Below are 22,192 nucleotides of genomic sequence, written 5' to 3' on the forward strand. Positions count from 1 at the left end.
CTGCTCCCTATACCCGCTGAATTCACCCTTCACAGGAGACGCTGACATGTCTGACCCTCTCACCCTCAATCAACGTTTCGTCCTCGCCTCACGCCCGGTCGGTGCACCGACCCCGGAAAACTTCCGCCTCGAACGCGAAGCGCTGCCGGATCTTGCGGATGGCGAGGTGCTGCTGAAAACCCTCTATCTGTCCCTCGATCCCTACATGCGCGGGCGCATGAGCGACGCGCCGTCCTACGCCGCGCCGGTGCAAATCGGCGAAGTGATGACCGGTGGCGCTGTCAGCCGTGTCGAAGATTCGCGTCATCCAAAATTCCATAAAGGTGATCTGGTGGTCGGCGCCACCGGTTGGCAGAGCCACAGCATCAGCGACGGGCGCAATATCATTCCGATCCCGGCCGGGCTGCCGAGCCCGTCGATGGCCCTGGGTGTGCTGGGCATGCCGGGGATGACCGCGTACATGGGGCTGATGGACATCGGCCAGCCGCAAGAAGGCGAAACCCTTGTTGTCGCAGCGGCTTCCGGTGCGGTCGGCTCGGTGGTCGGGCAAGTGGCGAAGATCAAAGGCCTGCGCGCCGTCGGTGTTGCCGGCGGTGCCGAAAAATGCAAGTACGTGGTCGAAGAGCTGGGTTTCGATGCCTGCATCGATCACAAGGCTACCGACTTTGCCGAGCAACTGGCCAAGGCTTGCCCCGATGGTATCGACATCTATTACGAGAACGTCGGTGGCCATGTGTTCGATGCGGTGATGCCGCTGCTCAATCCCAAGGCGCGCATTCCGTTGTGCGGTCTGATCGCCGGTTACAACGCCTCCGAAGCGCCGCAAGGCCCGGATCGCCTGCCAATGCTGCAACGCACACTGCTAACAAAACGCGTGCGGATTCAAGGCTTCATCGTGTTCGACGATTACGGTGATCGTCAGCCGGAATTCATCAGCCACATGGTGCCGTGGGTGCGCGAGGGCAAGGTGAAATTCCGCGAGGACGTGGTCGAAGGCCTGGAGCAGGCGCCCGAGGCGTTTATCGGTCTGCTGGAAGGGCGCAACTTCGGCAAATTGGTGGTGAAGGTCGCCCAGGACTGAGTATTTGACGCTGGCCAGAGGCGCGGGTATAAACCGCGTCTCGTTGTTTTGTCGGACTTTTTACCCATGAGCTTCAGCCCTTTGATTCGCCAACTGATCGACGCTCTGCGCACTCTGCCGGGCGTGGGTCAGAAAACCGCCCAGCGCATGGCGTTGCAGATGCTTGAGCGTGACCGCAGCGGCGGCTTGCGCCTGGCCCAGGCTCTCAGCCAGGCCATGGAAGGGGTCGGTCACTGCCGCCAGTGCCGCACGCTGACCGAAGACGATCTGTGTCCGCAATGCGCCGATACCCGCCGTGACGATACGTTGCTGTGTGTGGTGGAAGGGCCGATGGATGTCTATGCGGTCGAACAGACTGGCTTCCGTGGGCGTTACTTTGTGCTCAAGGGGCATTTGTCGCCGCTTGATGGCTTGGGCCCTGAGGCAATCGGCATTCCGCAGTTGATGACGCGGATCGAAGAGGCCGGGACGTTTACCGAAGTCATCCTCGCAACTAACCCGACCGTGGAAGGTGAGGCGACGGCGCATTACATCGCGCAACTGCTGAGCAACAAAGGCCTGATCGCTTCGCGGATTGCCCACGGCGTGCCGTTGGGTGGTGAATTGGAGCTGGTTGATGGCGGCACGCTGGCGCATTCGTTTGCCGGGCGTAAACCGATTTCCCTCTAAGTTATGCGGCGTCTGATTTGACGCCTTCGCGAGCAGGCTCGCTCCCACACTGGTTGTGTGTCATTCACAAATCCCCTGTGGGAGCGAGCCTGCTCGCGAATGGCGCACCTCGGTCAATCTGATTCACACAATTGAGTTGAAAACCAAGCAAGCGCTCGGTTAAGTTCGGCGAACCCTTCCGTGGAGCTCGCCCATGCCTGCCTTTCAGGAATACTTCGACCCCAGCCACCAATTGGTCCGCGACAGCGTCAGACGTTTCGTCGAACGCGAGATCCTGCCGGACATCGATCAGTGGGAAGAAGCGGAAATCTTCCCCCGCGAGCTGTACCTGAAGGCTGGCGCGGCAGGCATCCTTGGCATCGGCTATCCCGAAGCTCTCGGAGGCAGTCATGAAGGCGATCTGTTCGCCAAGGTCGCCGCCAGTGAGGAGTTGATGCGTTGCGGCTCTGGCGGCCTGGTAGCGGGGCTGGGATCGCTGGATATCGGCCTGCCACCGATCGTCAAATGGGCCCGTCCCGAGGTGCGTGATCGGGTTGTGCCGCCAGTGCTCAGCGGCGAAAGGATCAGCGCCCTGGCGGTCACCGAACCCGGCGGCGGCTCCGACGTCGCCAACCTGCAAACCCGCGCCGTGCTCGACGGCGATGTCTATCGTGTCAGCGGCAGCAAAACCTTTATCACCAGTGGCGTACGCGCCGATTTCTACACCGTTGCGGTGCGCACCGGTGCGCCGGGTTTCGGCGGCATCAGCCTGTTGTTGATCGAGAAGGGCACGCCGGGCTTCACCGTTGGCCGTCAGTTGAAAAAAATGGGTTGGTGGGCGTCGGACACGGCTGAGTTGTTCTTCGACGACTGCCGGGTGCCCGTGGGAAATCTGATCGGTGCCGAAAACATGGGCTTCGCCTGCATCATGGGTAACTTTCAAAGCGAACGGCTGGCGTTGGCGCTGATGGCCAACATGACTTCACAGTTAGCGTTGGAAGAGAGCCTGCAATGGGCACGCGAGCGCGAAGCGTTTGGCAAGCCGATCGGCAAGTTTCAGGTAATCAAGCATCGCCTCGCCGAAATGGCGACTGCGCTGGAGGTTTCACGGGAGTTCACTTACCGGCAAGCGGCGAAAATGGCGGCGGGGCAGAGCGTGATCAAAGAGATTTCGATGGCGAAGAACTTTGCCACGGATACCTCGGACCGAATCACCACCGAGGCGGTGCAGATTCTTGGTGGGTTGGGGTATATGCGCGAGAGTCTGGTGGAGCGGCTGTATCGGGATAACCGCATCTTGTCGATTGGCGGCGGGACGCGGGAGGTAATGAACGAGATCATCAGCAAGCAGATGGGCCTTTAAAGTCAAAAGATCGCAGCCTTCGGCAGCTCCTACAGGGAAACGCACATCCCAATGTAGGAGCTGCCGAAGGCTGCGATCTTTTGATCTTGATTATTTATCAGTCAACGCAAACTGCGTCAGGCAGAAGGTAGGAATGCCCATGTCTTCCAGGCGCTGCGACCCGTTCAACTCAGGCAAATCAATGATCGCCGCCGCCTCATGCACCCGCGCGCCCATGCGGCGAATCAGGTTGGCTGCTGCAATCAACGTCCCGCCCGTGGCAATCAAATCATCGAACATCACCACCGAATCGCCTTCACACAGGCTGTCGGCGTGCACTTCCAGAAACGCTTCGCCGTACTCGGTTGCGTAACCCTCGGCCAGCACGTCCGCCGGCAGTTTGCCTTGCTTGCGGAACAGCACCAGCGGCTTGTTCAACTGATAGGCCAGTACCGAGCCGATCAGGAAACCGCGCGCATCCATCGCGCCGATGTGGGTGAAGTCGGCTTCCACATAGCGGTGGGCGAAGCTGTCCATCACCAGGCGCAGGGCCGTCGGCGACTGGAACAGCGGGGTGATGTCGCGAAAGATCACGCCCGGTTTCGGGAAGTCGATCACTGGGCGGATAAGCGATTTGATGTCGAAGGAGTCGAAGACCATCGTCGAGGTGTCCTGGCAGGGCTGCAAACGGCGCAGTATACCCGCGGCTGAAACGATTCGCTCGGCCGCGGGTCGAGATCAGCCTTCGAGCGAGCCACCGGCCAGCGCGCAGAGCTGGATCGGGTCGAGGATGTGAATCTCCTTGCCCTCGGCGGCGATCAGTTCGTTTTGCTGGAAGCGCGTGAACACGCGAGACACGGTTTCCACCGCCAGGCCGAGGTAGTTACCGATTTCATTGCGCGACATGCTCAGGCGGAACTGATTGGCCGAGAAGCCGCGAGCGCGGAAGCGTGCGGAAAGGTTGACGAGGAAGGTAGCGATACGCTCGTCGGCGGTTTTTTTCGACAGCAGCAACATCATTTGCTGGTCGTCGCGGATTTCCCGGCTCATCACGCGCATCAACTGGCGGCGCAGCTGCGGCAGTTGCAGGGCCAGTTCATCAAGACGTTCAAAAGGGATTTCGCAGACCGAGGTGGTTTCCAGCGCCTGCGCCGACACCGGGTGTTTCTCGGTGTCCATGCCTGACAAACCGACCAGTTCGCTCGGCAGGTGGAAACCGGTGAGCTGTTCTTCGCCGCTGTCGCTCAGGCTGAAGGTCTTCAGGGCGCCGGAGCGTACTGCATAAACGGAATCGAACGTGTCGCCCTGGCGGAACAGGAACTCACCCTTTTTCAGTGGGCGGCCACGTTTAACGATTTCGTCCAGCGCATCCATGTCTTCCAGATTCAGAGAAAGTGGCAGGCAGAGAGGGGCCAGGCTGCAATCCTTGCAATGGGCCTGGTTATGAGCGCGCAGTTTAACTGGCTCGGACATTTCTTTAATCCTTGTGGGAAAACACACATAAGCCGTAAGGGTAACCCACGGGAGGACATTGAGGCCAGTCTGGGGCGACTTTGCCCTACAGGTGTAAAGCCGCAGGGCCAGCCGCCGATAAACAGGTATCAGAACGCATACAAGGAACGCTTCGATGGCCGCCATTGGCACGCTGGGCCCCGGTAGCAGCGACGTTGCGGCAATGCCGGAAACGTTTAAAACCTCTTTAGACAATGCACGGGAAGCAGGCTCGACCGAAGAGGCAACCCCGACCTTGGTCGAGGGCGTCAAAGTGTCGCTGTCCGGTGCCTCGATTGAAAAAGCCGCCAGTGTCGGTGGCGAAAACAGCGACATTGACGACAGCGGGCTGCCTGAGAACATCCAGCAATTGCTGAAGATGATCCGTAAGTTGCAAAAACAGATCGCCGAGAAAAAGGCACTCATCGAAGCGGTCATGACCGACAAACGCCTTTCCAACGAAGAAAAGATCAACAAACTCGCGGCTCTGCGCGGCGCCATTGCTGCGTTGAACACTGGTCTGATCACCGCCAATCTGGCCTTGTCCAAAGTGGTCGGGCAGTCGGGCCTGACGTCGGATCAGAATCTTAAAGTCGGTTCGCTGCTGACGAAAAACTAAATCACCCGCGAGAAACGCTGGCGGTTTTGCTGCTCAAGGTAGGCATCAAAGACCATGCACACCGAGCGCACCAACAGGCGTCCCGCCGGCAACACCTCGATTCGTTCGCGATCCAGCTCTATCAGGCCATCGCTGGCCATGCCTTGCAGTTGCGGCCATAGCGCGCCGAAATAGCCCTGAAAATCGATGTTGAACTGCTGCTCGATCTCGGCGAATTCCAGGCTGAAATTGCAGATCAGTTGCTGGATCACCGCGCGGCGCAAGCGATCATCGGCGTTGCACAGCAAACCCCGGCTGGTCGCCAGTTGCGCGGCGGCGAGGGTGTTCTGGTACTCGTTGAGGTCGCTGCTGTTCTGGCAGTACAGGTCGCCGATCTGGCTGATTGCGGAAACCCCCAGACCAATCAAGTCGCAATGGCCGTGGGTGGTGTAACCCTGGAAGTTGCGTTGCAGGGTTTCCTCCTCTTGGGCAATGGCCAGCTCATCGTCGGGCAGGGCAAAGTGGTCCATGCCGATGTAGCGATAACCGGCGGCGGTGAGCTGTTCGATGGTGCGCTCGAGCATTTCCAGCTTCTGCGCGGGCGCAGGTAGCTCATTGCCATTGATCCGTCGCTGCGGCATGAAGCGTTCCGGCAGGTGCGCGTAGTTGAACACCGAGAGCCGATCCGGTTGCAGGCTGATCACTTCCTCGACGGTGCGGGCGAAGTTTTCCGGGGTCTGCTTGGGCAAGCCGTAGATCAGATCGATATTGATCGAGCGAAATTGCAGAGTGCGCGCGGCATCGATCACTGCGCGGGTTTCTTCCAGACTTTGCAGGCGATTGACCGCACGCTGCACCGCCGGATCGAGGTCTTGCAGACCGATGCTGACACGGTTGAAACCCAGTTCGCGCAGCAGGCCCATGGTCGACCAGTCGGCTTCGCGCGGGTCGATCTCGATGCCGTAATCGCCAGAGTCGTCATCCAGCAGATTGAAATGCTTGCGCAGGTGCGCCATCAACTGACGCAGTTCGTCGTGGCTGAGAAAGGTCGGCGTGCCGCCGCCAAAGTGCAGTTGCTCGACTTTTTGTGCCGGGTCGAGGTGGCAGGCGATCAACTGGATTTCCTGCTCCAGCCGCTGCAAGTACGGCAACGCACGACCGCGATCCTTGGTGATGACCTTATTGCAGGCGCAGTAGTAGCAAATGTTCGCGCAGAACGGCACATGCACGTACAGCGACAAGGGGCGCAGGGCTTTGCGGCTGTCGCGCAGGGCATGGAACAGGTCGAAGGTGCCGACTTGACTGTGAAATTGCACAGCCGTCGGATAAGAGGTGTAGCGCGGCCCCGCCAGGTCATAGCGGCGGATCAGATCAGAGTCCCAACGAATGGCGTCGAGCATGCGGGCGTTCCCCCGGATAGGCTGGCAGTGTGGCGAGTCTAGGGGGACGCGTGCGGGGGCATCTTGATTTGCATCAACAGCAAGGAGATGTGTTGATCGTGCGGGCCTCTTCGCGAGCAGGCTCGCTCCCACATTGGATCGGTGGTGCAACACAAATCCCCTGTGGGAGCGAGCCTGCTCGCGAAGGCCGCGCCGCCGATCTAATGGCCCATGAGCCAATGCTGATGCGGGCCGGGAAGGGTCCAGATGCCGAACAGAATCACCAGCAACCCACCTGCCATGCGCACGCTGCGTTTGCGCAACAGCGCCGTAACCCGCTCAGCCGCGAGGCCCGTGGCGAGTAGCACCGGCCAGGTGCCGAGGCCAAACGCAAGCATCAACAACGCACTGTCCAGCGCATTGCCCTGACTCGCCGACCACAACAACGTGCTGTAAACCAGTCCGCACGGCAGCCAGCCCCACAGCGCGCCAAGCAATAGCGCACGAGGCAAACTCGACACCGGCAACAAGCGATTAGCGACCGGCTGAATGTAGCGCCACAAACCGCGTCCGAGACTTTCAATGCGGGTCAGTCCGCTCCACCAACCGGCCAGATACAAACCCATGGCGATCAGCAGTAGTCCGGCCAGCACGCGCATGAACAATGCGGCTGGGCTGTTCGCGACCGCCCAGCCTGCAAGGCCAATCAGCAATCCGGCGGTGGCATAACTGAGGATCCGCCCCAGGTTGTACGCCAGCAGCAGACGAAAGCGCCGGCTGCGCTGTTCCTTGGGAATCGCCAGGGTCAGCGCGCCCATCAAACCGCCGCACATGCCCAGACAATGCCCGCCACCGAGCAAACCAAGAATCAGTGCAGACACCAACAGCGGCGCCAGTTCAAGCATGGGGTGGGGCCTTGTCGTCCGGTTTGCTGGTGTTGGCTTCGTCCACCGCCGCGGTGTGGTTCGGATCCTGATCATCGAAGAGGATGCTGTGCGCCGGACCGTCGAGGTCGTCGTACTGACCGCTGTCCACCGCCCAGAAGAAGATGTAAACGGCGATGGCCACGATCAGCAGGGCGGCCGGGATCATCACGTAGAGAGCTGGCATCTGTACTCCAGACGCCCGCGCGGCTCAGGCCGGCAGCGGGCGGGTTTCTGACCGGGTGCTGACGGGCGGCGGACTCGGCAGGCGAGTCAGGCGCAGGGCATTGAGCACCACGGTCAACGAACTGATCGACATGCCGACGGCGGCCCACACCGGAGTGATCCAGCCGAGGGCGGCGAACGGCAACATGAGGCCATTGTACAGCGCCGCCCACAGCAGGTTCTCGATGATTACCCGCCGCGTGCGCCGCGCGAGCGAGAAGGCTTGGACCAGGGCGTCGAGGCGATTGGACAGCAGCACTGCATCGGCGCTGGTTTTCGCCAGATCGGTGGCTGAACCCATGGCCACGCTGATATCAGCGGCAGCCAGCACCGGCACGTCGTTGACGCCGTCACCGAGCATCAGCACCTTGCGACCTTCCTTGTGCAGTTGTTGCAGCACTTGCAGTTTGTCGTCCGGACGCAAACCGCCGCGAGCCTCATCAATGCCCAGTTCCGCCGCCACACTGGCGACCATCGGCGAGCTATCACCGGACAACAGCAATGTGCGCCAGCCGCGTGCCTTGCACGCGGCGAGCAGCGCCGGGGCGTCATCACGCAAGCGATCGTCGAGGACGAACCACGCCAGTGGCCCTTGAGTGTCGCCAAGCAGCAACCATTGGCCGGCCTCGTCCGGCATCGACGGTGTTGCGGTGCCGCTGAGGGCGCAGACAAATTCCGCCTGACCGATGCGCAGGCGCTGTCCGCCAACCAGCCCGTCGAGGCCAAGGCCCGGCGTGCTGTGGACTTCTTCAGCGGCCAGCGGCGCACGGCCGAAAGCGCGGGCAATCGGGTGTTCTGAACGGTTCTCCAGGGCGGCGGCGAGGCTCAGGCATTCATCGCTGTCGTGCGCGCCGAGTGGGCGAATCGAACGCAGCACCAGTCGGCCTTCGGTGAGGGTGCCGGTCTTGTCGAAGATCACTGTGTCGATCTGATTCAAACCTTCCAGCACATGGCCGCGCGTCAGCAGCAACCCGAGTTTGTGCAGGGTGCCGGTGGCGGCGGTGAGGGCGGTCGGCGTTGCCAGCGACAGGGCGCACGGGCAGGTCGCAACGAGCATGGCGAGGACAATCCAGAATGCTCGTGACGAATCCAGTTCCCACCACAACAGGCCAATGGCGGCCGCCGCGATCAGCGATAACAGCAAAAACCATTGCGCGGCACGGTCGGCGATTTCCGCCAGTCGCGGTTTTTCCGCTTGGGCGCGGTCGAGCAGGCGGACGATGGCGGACAGGCGCGTGTCTTGGCCCAGCGCCTGCACTTCCACGGTCAGCGCACCTTCGACATTGAGTGTGCCGGCGGTGACCGCATCGCCCGGCATGCGCGGTTGCGGCAGGTATTCGCCGGTCAGCAGTGATTCGTCGATGCTCGACTGGCCGTCGATGATCTTGCCATCCGCCGGCAGAATCGAGCCGGCCTGCACCAGAATCCGCTCGCCGAGGCGTAGCTCGCTGAGCAGGATGCGTTCGCTCTGGCCGTTGTTGTCCAGCCGCAGACACGAGGCCGGCAATAGATTCACAAGTTGTGCGGTAGCGGCAGCCGTGCGCTCGCGGGCACGACGTTCGAGATAACGCCCGGCAAGCAGAAACAGCGCAAACATCCCGACCGCATCGAAATACAACTCACCGACGCCGGTGATCGAGGTCCAGATCCCGGCGATGTAGGCACTGCCGATCGCCAGCGACACCGAGACATCCATGGTCAGGTGACGCGTGCGCAAATCGCGCATCGCCCCTTTGAAGAACGGCGCGCAGCTATAGAACACGATCGGCGTGGTCAGGAACAGCGCGACCCAGCGCAGAATCGTATGCAGCTCGGGGCTGAGGTCGATGTTGAATTCCGGCCAGGTGGCCATGGTCGCCATCATTGCCTGAAACCACAGCAGGCCGGCGACACCGAGTTGGCGCAGGGCCAGACGATTTTCGCTGGCCAGTTGTTCACTGGCGCGATCAGCCTGATACGGGTGGGCGGCGTAACCGATGTGGCGCAGTTCGGCGAGGATCTGGCTCAGTGGCAGTTGTGCGTCGGCCCAGCGCACGTGCAGGCGATGGTTGGACAGATTCAGTCGCGCCTCGGCCACGGCAGGCAGCGTGCGCAGGTGTTTTTCGATCAGCCAGCCACACGCGGCGCAACTGATGCCTTCCATCAACAGCGTGGTTTCGGCCAGTTCGCCTTCGTGGCGGACGAAGGGTTGCTGGACATCGGCGCGGTCGTACAGCGCCAGTTCGTCGGTCAATTGCACCGGCAACGCTTCGGGGTTGGCCGAGGCTTCGCTGCGATGTTGGTAATAGCTTTCCAGACCGCCGGCGACGATGGCTTCGGCCACGGCCTGACAGCCCGGGCAGCAGAACTCGCGGGACTCCCCGAGTACGACAGCGGTGAAGCGGCTGCCTGACGGAACGGGCAGGGCGCAGTGGTAGCAGGGCATTGGGGTGGTCATGGCATCGTTGAGGGGGTAAGCCCTTGCATTGGGGTTGTCCGCTTGCCCTCACCCCAGCCCTCTCCCGGAGGGAGAGGGAGCCGGTCGGTGTGAGCCTGGATTTTCACTGTCATACACAAAACGTGCAAACGCTCGAGATCAGTTCCCTCTCCTGGGGGAGAGGGCTAGGGTGAGGGGGCTTTTGAAGTTGTTTACTTCTTCAAGTCTTCGGCACCTTGCAGCGGCTCATCACCCAGCAACAGATCCTTGTCATGGCTGACCAGCTCTTCTTCGAACATCCGCCAGACGTGATCATCCTGACTGCCGAGCAACTCAACAAACCGGCGACCTTCAACCTTGTCGCCCAATTGCCCAATGTAGCGGCCCGTTTCAGTCTCGCTGCGAGTCAACACGATCTTGCGATCCTTCTCGGGCTGCGTCGGCGAGATCAGATTCAATTCCAGCGTCTTTGGCTGACTGTCACCGCTCAAACGCAAATCAACTTCACCGGTTACGTCATCCAGATGCATAGCCGCACGCATCTTCAGATTTTGCGCCAACAGTTCACGGTCCAGCGAACGGTTGATGCCTTTGCCCGCCTCGTAGTAGTTGTCGTTGACCAGGTTGTCCGGGTTGTTCACCGCGATGGTCACCATCGACAGGGTCAGGGTCACCGAACAGGCCAGAATCCCGATGATGATCCATGGCCAAAGGTGCTTGTACCAGGGACTTGCGGCGTTTGCTGCGGGCATGTTCAGTTCTCTCAACGGATTTGTGGGCCGATGAATCGGCTCTTGGCTTCAACGTGGACGCTGTCATCATCGGCATCCTTGAGGAGGAATTTCACCTCGTTGGTGCTCGATGGCAGTTGTTCCGGTGCGCTCGACAACTCGACCGGCATGCTGACGATATCGCCGGCCGCGACCTTGATCTCGCGTTTGCCTTGCAGGCGCAGATCCGGCAAACCGCTGGCTCCCAGTACGTAGGTGTGGTCGCGCTGATCCTTGTTCATGATTTTCAGGCTGTAGACGTTTTCGATTCGGCCTTCAGCGTTTTCGCGGTACAGCACGCGGTCCTTGCTGACGTCGAAACCGACCAGCGAGCGCATGAAGAACGCGGTGACCAACAGGCTGATCATTGCCAGCAACACCACGGCGTAGCCGATCAGGCGTGGCCGCAGTTTATGGGTTTTCTGCCCGGACAGGTTGTGTTCGGTGGTGTAGCTGATCAGTCCGCGCGGGTAGTCCATTTTGTCCATGATGCTATCGCAGGCGTCGATGCACGCGGCGCAGCCGATGCATTCGATCTGCAGGCCGTCGCGGATGTCGATACCGGTCGGGCAGACCTGAACACACATGGTGCAGTCGATGCAGTCACCAAGGCCCTGGGCCTTGTAATCGATACCTTTCTTGCGTGGGCCACGGCTTTCGCCGCGACGCGGATCGTAGGAGACGATCAGCGTGTCCTTGTCGAACATCACGCTCTGGAAGCGCGCATATGGACACATGTAGATGCACACCTGCTCGCGCAACCAACCGGCGTTGCCGTAAGTGGCGAGGGTGAAGAAGCCGACCCAGAAATACGACCAGCCATCGGCTTGCCCTGTGAAGAACTCAAAGACCAGTTCGCGGATCGGCGAGAAGTAGCCGACGAAGGTCATGCCGGTGACGAAACCGATCAACAGCCACATCGAGTGCTTGGCGGCTTTGCGCAGAAACTTGTTGGCGCTCATCGGCGCCTTGTCGAGCTTGATGCGCTGGTTGCGGTCGCCTTCGGTGACCTTCTCGCACCACATGAAAATCCACGTCCACACACTTTGCGGACAGGTGTAACCGCACCAGACCCGCCCGGCATACACGGTGATGAAGAACAGGCCGAACGCGGCAATGATCAACAGGCCCGAGAGCAGAATGAAGTCCTGTGGCCAGAAGGTCGCGCCGAAGATGAAGAACTTGCGTTCCGGCAGGTTCCACCACACGGCCTGATGGCCGCCCCAGTTCAGCCACACCGTACCGAAATACAGCAGGAACAATGCGGCACCGCCCATCATCCGCAGATTGCGGAACAGGCCAGTGAAAGCGCGGGTGTAGATTTTTTCTCGAGAGGCGTAAAGATCAACGCTGTTGTTCGCGTTCTTGCTCGGTGGTGTGACGTCGTGTACCGGAATCTGGTTGCTCATCATTGCATCCCACGGCAGTGGAAAAATGCCTCGGTCGATACGTGCCAACCAAGGTCAAAAAAGGCGTTGCAGTGGCGCAATGATACGCCTGTCACGCCGACGCACGGGTGCGACCTTTGGTCGCGTTGGGGGAAGGGTGTAAATGGTGTAGCAGATGGAACAAGTCATGATCCAGATCAATTGACTATAGACGATGCATGGGACTCGCTCTGACGAGCGAGTCCCAGCCTTGTTCAGATCAGCCTTCCGCCGCCGAGGCTGTCGAGTCCGCTTTCGGGGTTTTTTTTGACCACGTCGACGGTTGTGGCGTCATCACTGTCCTGGTGCTTATTGAGGTGGTCGGTATCAGAGTTGACATAGGTGAAATCCTCTTGGGATTGCACACAATCATGATCAGCTTCTCGCATGGTTATCTTCCTTGGAATCTATTGATGTATGAGGCGCTCTGACAATGTGCGTCAGGCGCTTATAAAAGTTACTGCTCGCTGAAAGTCGAGTCTAGCTGATATTCGTCTCATTTTATGAGTGTTTGTGTGATGATGAAGCTCACCTTAGTTGCGCTTTGCAAGTGGGATTATGTCGCTCTCGAAATAAAATAAATCAATTAATCTGCACTGTATGTTTGAGGATTATAAGGTTTTCGAATAGCGTGAAAGTTGACGGCGCGAGGTCGTCAGTTTATTCGACTAAATGGAAGTGTTATATGATGGCTAATAATAAAGTGGCAAGTTTGTTTGTGGGTGCGTTTTTATTGTTTTCGGTTTTCATGGCCCATGCAGTGCCGGATGCACCGAAGCACATGGTGTTCGCATCGGACACGCAATATCCCTGGACCGACAAGACAGACAGCAGAACACCTGAATCCGGTGAGGAGTTTACCAAGCGCTCTAAGTGGCTGGTAGAAAGTCAGTTGGCAAGTATTGCAGACTTTCGAACTCGTAATGGATCGCAGTCAACGATCCCTTTGATGATTAATGGCGATATCACTGCTTTCGGCCATGGCTGGCAGCGTGACTATATGGCGGCGGCATTGAAGCGGCACTTCGGTACGAATTATCTGTATGGCTTGGGCAATCATGATTATGAAAATAATGTAGATGACTGCTTCAGTAACAGCTGTGCAGCGGGGAGCATTGTCCAATTCAAAGAGTATCATGAAGGCAAGGTGGATAGTTTTGATCTGACGATTAGTGGCAGTGTGGTCAACAGGCTTTATTCGGGGAGTCTTGCTTATTCAAAGACTATCGGTGACGTCCATTTGGTTCAACTCAATAATGAGCCGACCTACACAACACGGATAGCTCATTTTTTGAATCCGACTACGTTCGAAATAAACAGTGCACTGGACTGGCTCGAGAAAGATCTTCGCCTGGCGAGAGTTCAGGGTCACGCCATCATCATCAATATGCACAAACCGCTGGAGATGAAGGGCAGTCCCAGCCAGCAGAAGCGCTTTATCGAAATGCTCAAGACCTATAAGGTCACCGCAGTATTTGCCGGTCATCTGCACAAGTATGGCGGCAGTTCGTATTGGTTGGGGAATGTGCCGATGTACCTGAGTGGCGCCACTTCTCAACAAACTTACCTGATCACCAGTTTTACTGAAGATCGCAAGCAGTTGCAGATTTATCTGGTGAAGAACAATCAATGGCGAAACCGCGAGTTGATCGACACCGTTCCGGTGCAATCCATTTGGGCCAATCGTCCCTGAAAGCGGGCTCGTGGAGTTCGGCGAGGTTTTTTTGCCTGGTGTCGAACGTGGCCGTCAGTGGTGCCTTTTCGCGACCGGGTGCGTGAGACGACAGGCGAGTGCGGCGAGTGGCGACAGTTGCACTCCGGCAACCTTTGCAGTGCAGCAAGCGCTCCCACTGTCGATGCGAATGCGTTAAAACAAAACGGCCCCGCCAAAGAGAATTGGCGGGGCCGTTCTTTGTCTGGAGCGTCGGCCTTACTCGGCGTTCGCTTCCGGTGCTTTTTCACCGTGGGACAGGCTGTAAACATACGCCGCCAGCAGGTGAACCTTGTCGTTGCCCTGCAGTTGCTCCTGCGCGGGCATCTGGCCCTGACGGCCGTAACGGATGGTCTGCTGCAGTTGTGCGAAGCTCGAACCGTAGATGAACGCACCCGGGTGGGTCAGATCAGGCGCGCCCATGGCGGGGGTGCCTTTGCCGGCCGGCCCGTGGCAGGCCACGCAGTTGGCGGCGAACAGTTTGCCGCCGTTGGCCGGATCAGCCTTGGTGCCTTCCGGCAGTTTGCGGCCATCCAGGTTGGTCACGACAAACGCTGCCACGTCGGCAACGCCTTGCTCACCAATCACTTCAGCCCAGGCCGGCATCACCGCGTGACGACCGCCCATGATGGTGGTCTTGATGGTTTCCGGTTCGCCGCCCCAACGCCAGTCGGCGTCGGTCAGGTTAGGAAAGCCGTAAGCGCCCTTGGCGTCGGAACCGTGGCACACCGAGCAGTTGGAGGCGAATAGACGTCCACCCATTTTCAGCGCTTGCGGATCCTTGGCGACTTCTTCGATTGGCATGGCAGCGAACTTGGCGAAGATCGGACCGAACTTGGCGTCCGAACGGGCCATTTCCTTTTCCCACTCGTGCACGCCGGTCCAGCCGGTCTGGCCGTTGGCGAACGCGGTCTGCTTGTCGTTATCGAGGTAGTTGTAACCCGGCAGCAGGCCTTTCCAGTTGCCCAGGCCCGGGTACAGCACCAGGTAACCCAAGGCAAAAATGATCGTGCCGACAAACAGCATGAACCACCATTTAGGCAGTGGGTTGTCGTACTCCTCGATCCCGTCGAAGGAGTGCCCGACCGTCTCGTCCGTCTGTTCGCTGCGCTGGCCCTTGCGGGTCGACAGCAGCAGCCAGGTCAGGGCGAAGATCGTACCGAGACTGAGGACTGTGACGTACAGACTCCAGAATGTAGTCATTCTTTGTTACTCCTAGAAGCTTGCTCGACGTGCTTGATGGCTTCGGGATCATCCGCAAAAGGCAACAAGGTCGCGTCTTCAAACTCCGACTTGCGCTTGGGACTGAACACCCACAACGCCAGACCGATGAAGGCCACCATCACGACAACGGTGCCCAGGCCACGAATCATCCCGATATCCATCTAATTCACCGTTTGCTTTTGATGATGGTGCCCAGGCCTTGCAGGTAGGCCACCAGCGCGTCCATTTCGGTTTTGCCCTTCACAGCATCCTGTGCACCGGCGATGTCTTCGTCGGTGTAAGGGACGCCGAGGGTGCGCAAAACCTCCATTTTCTTGGCCGTCTCTTTGCCGTCGAGCTTGTTTTCCACGAGGAACGGGTAAGCCGGCATTTTCGACTCAGGCACGACGTTGCGCGGGTTGTACAAGTGCGCACGTTGCCAGTCATCGGAGTAACGACCGCCGACACGGGCCAGATCCGGCCCGGTACGCTTGGAACCCCACAGGAACGGGTGATCCCAGACGCTTTCACCGGCCACCGAGTAGTGGCCATAGCGTTCGGTTTCAGCACGGAACGGACGGATCATCTGCGAGTGGCAGCCGACACAGCCGTTGGCGATGTAAACGTCGCGGCCTTCCAGTTCCAGTGCCGAACGCGGCTTCATGCCTTCGACCGGCTTGTTGGTGACGTCCTGGAAAAACAGCGGAACGATTTGGGTCAGGCCGCCAACGCTGACGGCGATGACCATGAAGAAGGCCAGCAGGCCAATATTCTTCTCGACAGCTTCATGCTTCATCAGTGAGCTCCAACGACAGCGATCTGGGCAGCGGCTTCAGCTTCAACCGGGTTCGAGGCGCGCACGGTGCGCCAGACGTTGTAAGCCATCAGGAACATGCCGCTGGCGAAGAACGCACCGCCCAGGGCACGGACGATGTAACCCGGGTGGCTGGCTTGCAGCGCTTCAACGAACGAGTAGGTGAGGGTGCCGTCGTCGTTGATTGCACGCCACATCAGGCCCTGAGTGATGCCGTTGACCCACATCGACGCGATGTACAGCACGGTGCCGATGGTCGCGAGCCAGAAGTGCGCGTTGATCAGGCCGACGCTGTGCATCTGCGCACGGCCGAACAGACGCGGGATCATGTGGTAGATCGCGCCGATCGAGATCATCGCCACCCAGCCCAGAGCGCCGGCGTGTACGTGGCCGATGGTCCAGTCGGTGTAGTGGGAGAGCGAGTTGACGGTCTTGATCGCCATCATCGGCCCTTCAAAGGTCGACATGCCGTAGAACGCCAGCGAGACCACGAGGAAACGCAGGATCGGGTCGGTGCGCAGCTTATGCCAGGCGCCCGACAGGGTCATCATGCCGTTGATCATGCCGCCCCAGCTTGGCGCCAAGAGAATGATCGACATCGCCATGCCCAGCGATTGTGCCCAATCCGGCAGTGCGGTGTAGTGCAGGTGGTGCGGGCCGGCCCAGATGTACAGGGTGATCAGTGCCCAGAAGTGCACGATCGACAGGCGATAGGAGTAGATCGGACGTTCGGCCTGTTTCGGCACGAAGTAGTACATCATCCCGAGGAAACCGGTGGTCAGGAAGAAACCCACCGCGTTGTGGCCGTACCACCACTGAATCATCGCATCGGTCGCACCCGAATAGGCGGAGTAGGACTTGAACAGGCTCACCGGCAGGGACGCGTGGTTGACGATGTGCAGCATCGCCGTGACGACGATGAACGCACCGTAGAACCAGTTACCCACGTAGATGTGCTTGGTTTTGCGCTTGGTGATGGTGCCGAAGAACACCAGACCGTAGGTGACCCAGACAATGGCCAGCAAAATGGCGATCGGCCATTCCAGTTCCGCGTATTCCTTGGTGGTGGTGTAACCCAGCGGCAAGGTGATGATTGCGCCGACGATCACCGCTTGCCAGCCCCAGAAGGTGAAGGCGGCGAGGCTGTCGGAAATCAGTCGCGTCTGGCAGGTTCGCTGCACGACATAGTAGGAAGTGGCAAATAGTGCACAACCACCGAAGGCGAAAATCACCAGGTTTGTGTGCAACGGGCGCAGGCGTCCAAAGCTCGTCCACGGCAGACCGAAGTTCAACTCCGGCCAGACCAGTTGCGAGGCGATGAAGACACCGAGCCCCATGCCAAGGATCCCCCAGACCACCGTCATGATGGCGAACTGGCGGACTACCTTATAGTTATAAGCAGTCGGACTGATTGCTGTGCTCATTCTAAGGTTCCACGGTTTGGGTGTTTTATTAGGATTAAAATCGGCCGCAAGTATGCAGAGAGCAGGGGGTCATTGCAACGCGCCATGACCTGGGTCAATGCTTTCCAAGGCTGATTCTGCGGCCTTTCCATGCGCCGCGTAAGGACAAAATCGGCCTCGGACAAAATGTCGCAGCGGACGAAAAAAGCGAGGGGTTCAGGTCGCTTGTAACGGGGTGTGTTCAAACGCTCAGTTCGGGTGACGGATGGCAAATGGCACGACAGCCGGTATCTACCGGCGTTTGCGGCCACATCAGTCAGCCGGTTCGCAGAACACAGCAGTCAGCGTTGACCTGGAACCGGCACAAGCCAGTCCGCATCGAGCAAGCGTAGACCCGAATCCGGGGAACCGAAAGGCGAGGGTGTGAAGGGGTGCGACAAAAAGAAGCAGCTGCGAGCTGAAAGCTGCAAGCGACAAGATGGTTCAAGTCGCCTGCAGGATTGTATACATTGCTGTTGATTTTACTTGGAGCTTTCAGCTTGATGCTTATCGCTCAATTGCTCGCGATCTTTTGAAAGACTGTATACATAAGCGGCGAGCAATTGCACTTTATCGTTACCCAACAGCTCGTTCTGCGCCGGCATGTGGCCTTGGCGACCATGGCGAATGGTCTGTTCAAGTTGCGTCAGACTGGTGCCATAGATAAACCCGGCCGGGTGCGTCAGATTCGGCGCGCCCATGGCTTCAGTGCCCTGGCCGGTTGCCCCATGACAGGCTACGCAAGTGGTGCTGAACGCCTGCTGTCCGGCTTGCAGGTCTGCCTTGCTGTCGGCGGGCAATGGCAGACCGGCCAGTTCGTGGCGTACATAAGCGGCAACGTTCTTCACCCCGGCCTCGCCGAGCACTTCGCCCCAGGCCGGCATCGCCGCCATCCGGCCACCCATGATGGTGGTCTTGATGGTCTCGGCGTCGCCACCCCAGCGCCAGTCGCTGTCGGCGAGGTTAGGGAAACCGAACGCACCTTTGGCGTCCGAACCGTGGCACACCGAGCAGTTGGAGGCGAACAAGCGGCCACCCATTTTCAGTGCCTGCGGATCCTTCGCCACTTCTTCCACCGGCATCGCAGCGAACTTGGCGAAGATTGGCCCGAACCTGGCGTCGGCCTTGTTCATTTCCTTTTCCCATTCGTGCACGCCGGTCCAGCCATCCTCGTAACCGGGCAGGATGCCTTTCCAGTTGCCCAGGCCCGGATAGAGGATCAGATAGCCCACGGAAAACACCAGCGTGCCGGCGAACAGCATGAACCACCACTGCGGCAGCGGGTTGTCGTACTCCTCGATGCCGTCGAAGCTGTGGCCCATGGTCTGGTCGACGCTGCCCTTGGTTTCGCCCCGGCGGGTGCCGATCAGCAGCCACGTCAGGCCGATCAGGCTGCCGATGGTCAGTACGCAGATCCACGTACTCCAGAAGGTGGTCATGGCCGGGTACTCCTTGGTTCAGGTGCTTGGGTTGTTTCAAATGCTGGGGTAGTTTCGGGCTGCGGCTCGTCGGCAAACGGCAGCAGACGTGCTTCAGCGAACTCCGGGGTGCGCTTGCGGTTGAACACCCACAAGGTCAAGCCGACGAACGCTACAAACACGACAACGGTGCCTAAACCACGGATCAGCCCTGCGCTCATTTCAAAGACCATCGTGCTCACCTCTTGCTCTTGATCGCAGTGCCGAGCACTTGCAGGTAAGAAACGAGGGCGTCCATTTCGGTCTTGCCCTTGAGGCTGGCCACCGCGCCGCTGATGTCGTCGTCGGTGTACGGCACGCCGAGGGTGCGCATGGTCTTGAGCTTGGTTTCGGTGTGGCTGCTGTCGACCGCTTGCGTAACCAGCCATGGGTAGGCCGGCATTTTCGATTCCGGTACGACGTTGCGCGGGTTGTACAAGTGCGCGCGGTGCCAGTCATCCGAGTAGCGCGCGCCGACCCGGGCGAGGTCCGGACCGGTACGTTTCGAGCCCCACAGGAACGGGTGATCCCAAACGCTTTCACCGGCTACCGAGTAGTGCCCGTAGCGCTCGGTTTCGGCGCGGAACGGGCGGATCATCTGCGAGTGGCAACCGACGCAGCCTTCGCGGATGTAGATGTCGCGGCCTTCCAGTTGCAGCGCGGTGTAGGGCTTCATGCCTTCCACCGGTTTGTTGGTGACGTCCTGGAAGAACAGCGGGACGATCTGGGTCAGGCCGCCGATGCTCACGGCGAACACCATGAGCAACATCAACAGGCCGACGTTCTTTTCAATCGTTTCGTGTTTCATGGCGGACTCCTCAGGCCATCTGCGCGGCAGCAACGACGTCAGCAGGCTGCGAGGCCCGCACGGTGCGCCAGGTGTTGTAAGCCATCAGGAACATGCCGCTGAGGAAGATCGCCCCACCGATCAGCCGCACGACGAAGCCTGGGTGGCTGGCCACCAGGGTTTCGACGAAGGAGTAGGTCAGCGTGCCGTCCTCGTTCACTGCGCGCCACATCAGGCCCTGGGCAATGCCGTTGACCCACATCGACGCGATGTAGAGCACGGTGCCGATGGTCGCGAGCCAGAAGTGCGCGTTGATCAAACCGACGCTGTGCATCTGCGCCTTGCCGAAGATTTTCGGGATCATGTGGTACAGCGCGCCGATGGAAATCATCGCCACCCAACCGAGGGCGCCAGCGTGTACGTGACCAATGGTCCAGTCGGTGTAGTGGGAGAGGGCGTTGACGGTCTTGATCGCCATCATCGGACCTTCAAAGGTTGACATGCCGTAGAACGCCAGCGAGACCACGAGGAAGCGCAAGATCGGGTCGCTGCGCAACTTATGCCAAGCGCCTGAGAGGGTCATCATGCCGTTGATCATGCCGCCCCAGCTCGGTGCCAGGAGAATCAGCGACATCACCATGCCCAGCGACTGCGCCCAGTCCGGCAGCGCGGTGTAGTGCAAGTGGTGCGGGCCGGCCCAGATGTACAGGGTGATCAGCGCCCAGAAGTGCACGATCGACAGGCGATACGAGTACACCGGACGCTCAGCCTGTTTCGGCACGAAGTAGTACATCATCCCGAGGAAACCGGCGGTGAGGAAAAAACCTACGGCGTTGTGGCCGTACCACCATTGCACCATCGCGTCGGTTGCACCGGCGTACACCGAGTACGACTTGGTGAAACTCACCGGCAACTCAAGGTTGTTGACGATGTGCAGAATCGCCACGGTGATGATGAACGCGCCGAAGAACCAGTTGCCCACATAGATGTGCTTGGTCTTGCGCTGCATGATCGTGCCGAAGAATACGACGGCGTAGGCGACCCAGACGATGGTGATCAGGATGTCGATCGGCCATTCCAGCTCGGCGTATTCCTTGGAACTGGTGTAACCCAGTGGCAGGCTGATCGCCGCCAACAGGATCACCAGTTGCCAGCCCCAGAAGCAGAATGCGGCGATTTTTGGTGCAAACAATTGGGTCTGGCAGGTGCGTTGCACCGAGTAGAACGAACTGGCGAACAGCGCACAGCCACCGAACGCGAAGATCACCGCGTTGGTGTGCAGCGGGCGCAGACGGCCGAAACTGGTCCAGGGCAAATTGAAGTTGAGTTCGGGCCAGACCAATTGGGCCGCGAGAAAAACCCCGAGGCCCATGCCGACGATGCCCCACACCACCGTCATAATGGCGAATTGGCGGACCACCTTGTAGTTGTAGGCGGTACTGATAGAAGTGTTCATGGTTCCCCATCCACGGTTCAGCCGAAGTGAGCGCGCGCAAAACACGCGGCGAATCCTTCGTCTGGAGTTATAGGCAGACTAAAAGCGAGGCAAGCATGGACAAACAGCACAAGGCCAGTATTGACGGGGATCAATGGGCGCAGTGCGTGCGTGATCATGGGTGGCGTTGGGATGCCGCCAGTTGTGAGGTTTCTGCGACGTTGATCCTGGCGCATGGGGCGGGGGCGCCGATGGATAGCGATTGGATGACTGATATGGCTGGGCGCCTTGCTGCACTGGGTGTGAACGTGTTGCGGTTTGAGTTTGCGTATATGGCGCAGCGGCGTATCGACGGTGGCAAGCGTCCGCCGAACCCGGCGCCGAAACTGCTGGAATGCTGGCGCGAAGTGTTTGCCGAAGTGCGACGTCATGTCGCTGGGCCGCTGGGGATCGGCGGTAAGTCGATGGGCGGGCGGATGGCCAGTCTTTTGGCTGACGAATTGGGTACCGATGCGTTGGTGTGTCTGGGGTATCCGTTTTATGCGGTGGGGAAACCGGAGAAGCCGCGGGTTGAGCATTTGGCTTCTTTGCAGACTCGGACGCTGATTGTGCAGGGGGAGCGGGATGCGCTGGGCAATCGGGAGGCGGTTGAGGCTTACACCTTGTCACCGAGTATTGAGGTGGCGTGGTTAGCGGCCGGGGATCATGACTTGAAGCCGCTCAAGGTTTCCGGATTTACCCATGAACAGCATTTGGCCAGCGCCGCGCAGAAAGTAGCCGAGTTTCTCAAGGGTTAACCGAGATCCCGAACCGCATAAAGATCGGCTCCCTTTCCCCCTCGCCCCCTTGGGGGAGAGGGCTGGGGTGAGGGGGATGGATCTTGGATGCGCTGCTGTCTTTCGTTTTGGATACATATCCATTCCTGCGGTAACGGCCACTTAGGGTTCCGCCCTTACGGCGGGTCACTTTTTACAAACGCCTAAAAAGTAACCAAAAACGCTTGCTCCTACGTGCGGCCCGCTCGCTGGGGCTCGGGGTTCCTT

The 22,192-nt window shown here is 59.4% G+C and carries 23 protein-coding genes; 6 read left to right on the forward strand and 17 right to left on the reverse strand.

Annotated elements, in window-relative coordinates; genetic code table 11:
- Positions 1–46: 46 nt before the first annotated feature.
- The 3 genes from curA (at position 47) to HU718_RS10330 (ending at position 3,092) form a co-directional block, all read left to right on the forward strand.
- Positions 47–1,081: an NADPH-dependent curcumin/dihydrocurcumin reductase gene (gene curA, locus HU718_RS10320; RefSeq protein WP_186613678.1), complete on the forward strand. Its 1,035-nt coding sequence runs from the start codon at positions 47–49 to the stop codon at positions 1,079–1,081.
- 66 nt (positions 1,082–1,147) lie between these two features.
- Complete coding sequence (recR, locus tag HU718_RS10325) at positions 1,148–1,750, forward strand: recombination mediator RecR (protein ID WP_007918335.1); 603 nt, start codon at positions 1,148–1,150, stop codon at positions 1,748–1,750.
- A gap of 193 nt (positions 1,751–1,943) precedes the next feature.
- A complete protein-coding gene (locus HU718_RS10330; protein ID WP_186613676.1) occupies positions 1,944–3,092 on the forward strand; it encodes an acyl-CoA dehydrogenase family protein in 1,149 nt (382 codons plus the stop codon).
- 90 nt (positions 3,093–3,182) lie between these two features.
- On the opposite strand, the gene HU718_RS10335 is transcribed toward HU718_RS10330, so the two are convergent.
- Entirely contained in the window at positions 3,183–3,731 is a 549-nt protein-coding gene (locus tag HU718_RS10335; RefSeq protein WP_038365388.1) for an adenine phosphoribosyltransferase, read from the reverse strand.
- 78 nt (positions 3,732–3,809) lie between these two features.
- The gene (fnr, locus tag HU718_RS10340; RefSeq protein ID WP_003223347.1) at positions 3,810–4,544 is read right to left on the reverse strand and encodes a fumarate/nitrate reduction transcriptional regulator Fnr; all 735 of its coding nucleotides are present in this window, start codon (positions 4,542–4,544) and stop codon (positions 3,810–3,812) included.
- Between the two features lie 154 nt (positions 4,545–4,698).
- Here fnr and HU718_RS10345 point away from each other — a divergent pair, with 154 nt between their 5' ends.
- Entirely contained in the window at positions 4,699–5,181 is a 483-nt protein-coding gene (locus HU718_RS10345) for a hypothetical protein (RefSeq protein WP_102900754.1), read from the forward strand.
- Here the strand turns inward: HU718_RS10345 and hemN are convergent.
- The 7 genes from hemN to HU718_RS10380 all read right to left on the reverse strand — a co-directional run bounded on the left by hemN (position 5,178) and on the right by HU718_RS10380 (position 12,689).
- A complete protein-coding gene (gene hemN / locus HU718_RS10350) occupies positions 5,178–6,560 on the reverse strand; it encodes an oxygen-independent coproporphyrinogen III oxidase (RefSeq protein ID WP_150729753.1) in 1,383 nt (460 codons plus the stop codon). The genes HU718_RS10345 and hemN overlap by 4 nt on opposite strands.
- Positions 6,561–6,760: 200 nt before the next feature.
- On the reverse strand, positions 6,761–7,444 hold the full coding sequence (locus tag HU718_RS10355; protein WP_039770036.1) for a sulfite exporter TauE/SafE family protein: 684 nt from the start codon (positions 7,442–7,444) through the stop codon (positions 6,761–6,763).
- The gene (gene ccoS / locus HU718_RS10360) at positions 7,437–7,649 is read right to left on the reverse strand and encodes a cbb3-type cytochrome oxidase assembly protein CcoS (RefSeq protein WP_150705772.1); all 213 of its coding nucleotides are present in this window, start codon (positions 7,647–7,649) and stop codon (positions 7,437–7,439) included. The genes HU718_RS10355 and ccoS overlap by 8 nt, the downstream gene beginning before the upstream one ends.
- Before the next feature lie 24 nt (positions 7,650–7,673).
- The gene (locus tag HU718_RS10365) at positions 7,674–10,124 is read right to left on the reverse strand and encodes a heavy metal translocating P-type ATPase (RefSeq protein WP_186613674.1); all 2,451 of its coding nucleotides are present in this window, start codon (positions 10,122–10,124) and stop codon (positions 7,674–7,676) included.
- A gap of 191 nt (positions 10,125–10,315) precedes the next feature.
- Positions 10,316–10,855 carry a FixH family protein gene (locus HU718_RS10370; RefSeq protein ID WP_095120079.1) on the reverse strand — a complete coding sequence of 180 codons (540 nt, stop codon included), beginning with the start codon at positions 10,853–10,855 and terminating at the stop codon, positions 10,316–10,318.
- An 11-nt stretch (positions 10,856–10,866) separates the two neighbouring features.
- Complete coding sequence (gene ccoG, locus HU718_RS10375; protein ID WP_137218771.1) at positions 10,867–12,282, reverse strand: cytochrome c oxidase accessory protein CcoG; 1,416 nt, start codon at positions 12,280–12,282, stop codon at positions 10,867–10,869.
- Between the two features lie 233 nt (positions 12,283–12,515).
- Positions 12,516–12,689, reverse strand: a complete 174-nt coding sequence (locus tag HU718_RS10380) for a hypothetical protein (RefSeq protein ID WP_186613672.1) — start codon at positions 12,687–12,689, stop codon at positions 12,516–12,518.
- 299 nt (positions 12,690–12,988) lie between these two features.
- Between HU718_RS10380 and HU718_RS10385 the strand changes: the two genes are divergently transcribed.
- The gene (locus HU718_RS10385) at positions 12,989–13,993 is read left to right on the forward strand and encodes a metallophosphoesterase family protein (RefSeq protein ID WP_150729776.1); all 1,005 of its coding nucleotides are present in this window, start codon (positions 12,989–12,991) and stop codon (positions 13,991–13,993) included.
- Between the two features lie 237 nt (positions 13,994–14,230).
- Here the strand turns inward: HU718_RS10385 and ccoP (HU718_RS10390) are convergent, their stop codons facing one another.
- The 8 genes from ccoP (HU718_RS10390) to ccoN (HU718_RS10425) all read right to left on the reverse strand — a co-directional run bounded on the left by ccoP (HU718_RS10390) (position 14,231) and on the right by ccoN (HU718_RS10425) (position 21,170).
- Complete coding sequence (gene ccoP, locus HU718_RS10390) at positions 14,231–15,214, reverse strand: cytochrome-c oxidase, cbb3-type subunit III (RefSeq protein WP_007917163.1); 984 nt, start codon at positions 15,212–15,214, stop codon at positions 14,231–14,233.
- A complete protein-coding gene (locus HU718_RS10395) occupies positions 15,211–15,396 on the reverse strand; it encodes a CcoQ/FixQ family Cbb3-type cytochrome c oxidase assembly chaperone (protein ID WP_003175465.1) in 186 nt (61 codons plus the stop codon). Before HU718_RS10395 ends, ccoP (HU718_RS10390) begins: the two co-directional genes overlap by 4 nt.
- Positions 15,397–15,401: 5 nt before the next feature.
- On the reverse strand, positions 15,402–16,010 hold the full coding sequence (gene ccoO, locus HU718_RS10400; RefSeq protein ID WP_007917161.1) for a cytochrome-c oxidase, cbb3-type subunit II: 609 nt from the start codon (positions 16,008–16,010) through the stop codon (positions 15,402–15,404).
- Complete coding sequence (gene ccoN, locus HU718_RS10405; RefSeq protein ID WP_150705769.1) at positions 16,010–17,452, reverse strand: cytochrome-c oxidase, cbb3-type subunit I; 1,443 nt, start codon at positions 17,450–17,452, stop codon at positions 16,010–16,012. The genes ccoO (HU718_RS10400) and ccoN (HU718_RS10405) overlap by 1 nt, the downstream gene beginning before the upstream one ends.
- Before the next feature lie 500 nt (positions 17,453–17,952).
- Positions 17,953–18,909, reverse strand: a complete 957-nt coding sequence (gene ccoP / locus HU718_RS10410; protein WP_150705768.1) for a cytochrome-c oxidase, cbb3-type subunit III — start codon at positions 18,907–18,909, stop codon at positions 17,953–17,955.
- Positions 18,906–19,121 (reverse strand): cbb3-type cytochrome oxidase subunit 3, encoded by a 216-nt coding sequence (locus HU718_RS10415; protein ID WP_053118838.1) that lies wholly within the window; start codon positions 19,119–19,121, stop codon positions 18,906–18,908. Before HU718_RS10415 ends, ccoP (HU718_RS10410) begins: the two co-directional genes overlap by 4 nt.
- 5 nt (positions 19,122–19,126) lie before the next feature.
- Positions 19,127–19,735: a cytochrome-c oxidase, cbb3-type subunit II gene (ccoO, locus tag HU718_RS10420; protein WP_003223389.1), complete on the reverse strand. Its 609-nt coding sequence runs from the start codon at positions 19,733–19,735 to the stop codon at positions 19,127–19,129.
- Positions 19,736–19,745: 10 nt separating this feature from the next.
- The gene (gene ccoN / locus HU718_RS10425) at positions 19,746–21,170 is read right to left on the reverse strand and encodes a cytochrome-c oxidase, cbb3-type subunit I (RefSeq protein WP_034152830.1); all 1,425 of its coding nucleotides are present in this window, start codon (positions 21,168–21,170) and stop codon (positions 19,746–19,748) included.
- Between the two features lie 95 nt (positions 21,171–21,265).
- Between ccoN (HU718_RS10425) and HU718_RS10430 the strand changes: the two genes are divergently transcribed.
- Entirely contained in the window at positions 21,266–21,946 is a 681-nt protein-coding gene (locus HU718_RS10430) for an alpha/beta family hydrolase (protein ID WP_186613670.1), read from the forward strand.
- Positions 21,947–22,192 lie beyond the last annotated feature (246 nt).

The organism is Pseudomonas tensinigenes, assembly GCF_014268445.2.
GTDB classification, from domain to species: domain Bacteria; phylum Pseudomonadota; class Gammaproteobacteria; order Pseudomonadales; family Pseudomonadaceae; genus Aquipseudomonas; species Aquipseudomonas tensinigenes.